Annotated in this window: 2 tRNA genes and 3 rRNA genes; all 5 read left to right on the top strand. The window is 49.9% G+C overall.

What is annotated here, in order from left to right:
* Window positions 1–497: 497 nt before the first annotated feature.
* The 5 genes from B158_RS0112755 (at window position 498) to rrf (ending at window position 5686) form a co-directional block, all read left to right on the top strand.
* A 16S ribosomal RNA gene (locus B158_RS0112755) occupies window positions 498–2036 on the top strand.
* 110 nt (window positions 2037–2146) lie between these two features.
* Window positions 2147–2223 (top strand) — tRNA-Ile (locus B158_RS0112750).
* Between the two features lie 36 nt (window positions 2224–2259).
* Window positions 2260–2335: transfer RNA gene (locus tag B158_RS0112745), tRNA-Ala, on the top strand.
* A 216-nt stretch (window positions 2336–2551) separates the two neighbouring features.
* Window positions 2552–5441, top strand: a 23S ribosomal RNA gene (locus B158_RS0112740).
* A 129-nt stretch (window positions 5442–5570) separates the two neighbouring features.
* Window positions 5571–5686 (top strand): 5S ribosomal RNA (gene rrf, locus B158_RS0112735).
* The 16S, 23S and 5S rRNA genes sit together here with 2 tRNA genes alongside, the layout of an rRNA operon.
* The last annotated feature ends 6 nt before the right edge of the window (window positions 5687–5692 follow it).

Here is a 5692-nt window from a genome sequence, read left to right as displayed (position 1 = left end):
TCAAAAAGAGCTTGCGAAGTGGGAAATGGTGCTTATAATGCGCACCACTTTCGAGGCAGAAGTCGCGGAAGGGAAGTCCAGGAAGGAAGGTTTCAGAAGCGTAGAAAAAAGTTTTTGAAAAGGTGTTGACAGGAAGTTATGGCGCTCTATAATGCGCGCCGGCTCTGAGGAAACTCGGGGGCATTTCGAAGGAGCGAAATGGTTGATAATTGTTTGTTTAACAGAAAGTTAAAAAAGATTATCAAAAGATGTTGACAGGAGGTTGGGGCGATATATAATGTGCGCCCACTTGAGCGGAGCAGGTTCTTCGCCAAGACGTTCTTTAACAGAGAAGATAAGACAATTTGTGTGGGCACTTATGTCGATGATGTAATCCATTTATCGATTGAGTGACCAACACCCTGAAAGACAATTCGTTCTATTAGAACAAAATGTAATTCAAGTTGGTGATTCATCGAGTCAAGATATTTAGAAGATTTCGGTCTTCGAAAAACATTAAACTGAAGAGTTTGATCATGGCTCAGATTGAACGCTGGCGGTATGCTTAACACATGCAAGTCGAACGGCAGCACGAGAAAGCTTGCTTTCTTGGTGGCGAGTGGCGGACGGGTGAGTAACACGTAGGAATCTACCGAGTAGCGGGGGATAGCCCGGAGAAATCCGGATTAATACCGCATGTGCACTTCGGTGTAAAGAGGGCCTCTTCTTGAAAGCTCTCACTATTCGATGAGCCTGCGTCAGATTAGCTTGTTGGTGGGGTAATGGCCTACCAAGGCAACGATCTGTAGCTGGTCTGAGAGGATGATCAGCCACACTGGGACTGAGACACGGCCCAGACTCCTACGGGAGGCAGCAGTGGGGAATATTGGACAATGGGCGCAAGCCTGATCCAGCAATACCGCGTGTGTGAAGAAGGCCTTCGGGTTGTAAAGCACTTTCAATAGGGAGGAAGGCTTAATGGTTAATACCCATTGAGATTGACGTTACCTATAGAAGAAGCACCGGCTAACTCCGTGCCAGCAGCCGCGGTAATACGGAGGGTGCAAGCGTTAATCGGAATTACTGGGCGTAAAGCGCGCGTAGGCGGATGATTAAGTCAGATGTGAAAGCCCCGGGCTCAACCTGGGAACTGCATTTGAGACTGGTCGTCTAGAGTACAGAAGAGGGGGGTGGAATTCCAGGTGTAGCGGTGAAATGCGTAGAGATCTGGAGGAACATCAGTGGCGAAGGCGACCCCCTGGGCTGATACTGACGCTGAGGTGCGAAAGCGTGGGTAGCGAACAGGATTAGATACCCTGGTAGTCCACGCCGTAAACGATGTCTATTAGCTGTTGGGTATATTAAGATACTTAGTGGCGCAGCAAACGCGATAAATAGACCGCCTGGGGAGTACGGCCGCAAGGTTAAAACTCAAATGAATTGACGGGGGCCCGCACAAGCGGTGGAGCATGTGGTTTAATTCGATGCAACGCGAAGAACCTTACCAGGTCTTGACATCCAGAGAACTTTCCAGAGATGGATTGGTGCCTTCGGGAACTCTGAGACAGGTGCTGCATGGCTGTCGTCAGCTCGTGTCGTGAGATGTTGGGTTAAGTCCCGTAACGAGCGCAACCCTTGTCCTTAGTTGCTAACATTAAGTTGAGAACTCTAAGGAGACTGCCGGTGACAAACCGGAGGAAGGTGGGGACGACGTCAAGTCATCATGGCCCTTACGACCTGGGCTACACACGTGCTACAATGGGCAGTACAGAGGGTTGCCAACCCGCGAGGGGGAGCTAATCTCTTAAAGCTGTTCGTAGTCCGGATTGTACTCTGCAACTCGAGTACATGAAGTCGGAATCGCTAGTAATCGCAGATCAGAATGCTGCGGTGAATACGTTCCCGGGCCTTGTACACACCGCCCGTCACACCATGGGAGTTGTTTGCACCAGAAGTAGCTAGCTTAACATTGGGCGGTTACCACGGTGTGGTCAATGACTGGGGTGAAGTCGTAACAAGGTAGCCGTAGGGGAACCTGCGGCTGGATCACCTCCTTACAGACTAAGATTACACGTCTCATAAGTGTTCACACAAATTGTCTTATTTNACTGGAACTTGATCGGTTGTGCAGGCCATGAGTGTCTGTAACAAAACAGATATAGATAATAGGTCTGTAGCTCAGCTGGTTAGAGCGCACCCCTGATAAGGGTGAGGTCGGCAGTTCAAGTCTGCCCAGACCTACCAAATTAGGCTGAGAGGCCGAAATCACCGATATCAAATGGGGCTATAGCTCAGCTGGGAGAGCGCCTGCCTTGCACGCAGGAGGTCAGCGGTTCGATCCCGCTTAGCTCCACCATTTACGATCAAGTTTAAGTATCAAGATGAATAGGAANNCTTATTCATCTGGGTATTTATGACCAGAACGAGTTCTTTAACAATTTGGCAGAAGCGAGTAAAAATTTGTAAGCAAATTTGTATTCATCATGTTAGCGTTATGCGTCATAAGTCGGACGTATANCGAAGTAATATCAGTTGTTTGTNCTGTATGACGTCAAACTATTTGGGGTTATATAGTCAAGTGACTAAGAGCATGCGGTGGATGCCTAGGCGACAGAAGGCGATGAAGGACGTGGTAGTCTGCGATAAGCCTCGGGGAGTTGACAACAAACGTTATATCCGAGGATTTCCGAATGGGGAAACCCAGCCAGTATAAGCTGGTTATCTTGCACTGAATTCATAGGTGTAAGAGGCGAACGCGGGGAACTGAAACATCTAAGTACCCGTAGGAACAGAAATCAACCGAGATTCCGTTAGTAGCGGCGAGCGAACGCGGATTAGCCCTTAAGCTTCTAGTGAGTTAGTGGAACAGTCTGGAAAGTCTGGCGATACAGGGTGATAGCCCCGTACACGAAAGCGAATTGGAAGTGAAAACGAGTAGGTCGGGACACGTGTTATCTTGACTGAAGATGGGGGGACCATCCTCCAAGGCTAAATACTCTCTGTCGACCGATAGTGAACCAGTACCGTGAGGGAAAGGCGAAAAGAACCCCAGTGAGGGGAGTGAAATAGACCCTGAAACCGCATGCTTACAAGCAGTGGAAGCACGATTTAGTCGTGTGACTGCGTACCTTTTGTATAATGGGTCAGCGACTTACTCTTCAGTAGCAAGGTTAACCGAATAGGGGAGCCGTAGGGAAACCGAGTCTTAATAGGGCGTCTAGTTGCTGGAGGTAGACCCGAAACCCGGTGATCTATCCATGGTCAGGTTGAAGGTTGGGTAACACCAACTGGAGGACCGAACCCACTTATGTTGCAAAATGAGGGGATGAACTGTGGATCGGAGTGAAAGGCTAATCAAACCGGGAGATAGCTGGTTCTCCTCGAAATCTATTTAGGTAGAGCCTCACGTATTACCCTAGGGGGTAGAGCACTGTTTCGGCTAGGGGGTCATCCCGACTTACCAACCCGATGCAAACTCCGAATACCTAGGAGTACAGCGTGGGAGACACACGGCGGGTGCTAACGTCCGTCGTGGAAAGGGAAACAACCCAGACCGCCAGCTAAGGTCCCAAAGTTATCGCTAAGTGGGAAACGATGTGGGAAGGCTTAGACAGCTAGGAGGTTGGCTTAGAAGCAGCCACCCTTTAAAGAAAGCGTAATAGCTCACTAGTCGAGTCGGCCTGCGCGGAAGATGTAACGGGGCTAAGCGATACACCGAAGCTGCGGAATATACTTTTAGTATATTGGTAGAGGAGCGTTCTGTAAGCCGTTGAAGGTGACTTGAGAAGGTTGCTGGAGGTATCAGAAGTGCGAATGCTGACATGAGTAACGTTAATGCGGGTGAAAAACCCGCACGCCGGAAGACCAAGGGTTCCTGTTCGACGTTAATCGGAGCAGGGTGAGTCGGCCCCTAAGGCGAGGCAGAGATGCGTAGTCGATGGGAAACAGGTTAATATTCCTGTACCGGTGTATATTGTGATGGAGAGACGGAGAAGGCTAGGCCAGCGCGGCGACGGTTGTCCGCGTTTAAGGTGGTAGGCTGAGAACTTAGGCAAATCCGGGTTCTTAAGGCCGAGAGCTGATGACGAGGTCCNACGGGACTGAAGTGGTTGATGCCAGGCTTCCAGGAAAATCTTCTAAACTTCAGATATACACCGACCGTACCCCAAACCAACACTGGTGGTCAGGTAGAGAATACTAAGGCGCTTGAGAGAACTCGGGTGAAGGAACTAGGCAAAATGGCACCGTAACTTCGGGAGAAGGTGCGCCGGTTTTGGTGATAGGACTTGCTCCTTGAGCTGAGACTGGTCGAAGATACCAGGTGGCTGCGACTGTTTATCAAAAACACAGCACTCTGCAAACACGAAAGTGGACGTATAGGGTGTGACGCCTGCCCGGTGCCGGAAGGTTAATTGATGGGGTTATCTTCGGAGAAGCTCTTGATCGAAGCCCCGGTAAACGGCGGCCGTAACTATAACGGTCCTAAGGTAGCGAAATTCCTTGTCGGGTAAGTTCCGACCTGCACGAATGGCGTAACGACGGCCACACTGTCTCCACCCGAGACTCAGTGAAATTGAACTCGCTGTGAAGATGCAGTGTTCCCGCGGCTAGACGGAAAGACCCCGTGAACCTTTACTACAGCTTCACACTGGACTTAGAACCTGCTTGTGTAGGATAGCTGGGAGACTTTGAAGCATGCACGCCAGTGTGTGTGGAGTCGACCTTGAAATACCAGCCTGGTATGTTTTGAGTTCTAACTCAGGTCCGTTATCCGGATCGAGGACAGTGTGTGGTGGGTAGTTTGACTGGGGCGGTCTCCTCCCAAAGAGTAACGGAGGAGCACGAAGGTTGGCTAATCATGGTCGGAAATCATGAGGTTAGTGTAATGGCACAAGCCAGCTTAACTGCGAGACTGACACGTCGAGCAGGTACGAAAGTAGGTCATAGTGATCCGGTGGTTCTGAATGGAAGGGCCATCGCTCAACGGATAAAAGGTACTCCGGGGATAACAGGCTGATACTACCCAAGAGTTCATATCGACGGTAGTGTTTGGCACCTCGATGTCGGCTCATCTCATCCTGGGGCTGTAGCCGGTCCCAAGGGTATGGCTGTTCGCCATTTAAAGAGGTACGCGAGCTGGGTTCAGAACGTCGTGAGACAGTTCGGTCCCTATCTGCCGTGGGCGTTGGAGATTTGAGAGGAGCTGCTCCTAGTACGAGAGGACCGGAGTGGACGAACCTCTGGTGTTCCGGTTGTCACGCCAGTGGCATTGCCGGGTAGCTATGTTCGGACAGGATAACCGCTGAAAGCATCTAAGCGGGAAGCCCCCCTCAAGATGAGATCTCCCTGAGACTTTAAGTCTCCTGAAGAGCCGTTGTAGACTACGACGTTGATAGGTCAGGTGTGGAAGCGTTGTGAGACGTTAAGCTAACTGATACTAATTGCTCGAGAGGCTTGACTATATAACACCCAAGTGGTTTGTATAGCAAATAACTGAAACGATATAACACTGGTGAATACTGCAAACAGATTTTAACTTCTTCTGCCGAATTGAAAGACTTGTACAAGCATAGATACTCAATTTTTTTATGCTTGGCGACAATAGAGAGTTGGAACCACCTGATCCCATCCCGAACTCAGAAGTGAAACGACTCATCGCCGATGGTAGTGTGGGGCTTCCCCATGTGAGAGTAGGTCATCGCCAAGCGCTTAT

The sequence above is a fragment of the Kangiella aquimarina DSM 16071 genome, assembly GCF_000374105.1.
Lineage (GTDB): Bacteria > Pseudomonadota > Gammaproteobacteria > Enterobacterales > Kangiellaceae > Kangiella > Kangiella aquimarina.
Note: the sequence above shows the minus strand (reverse complement) of the source record. Positions and strands in the feature narration are given on the sequence as shown.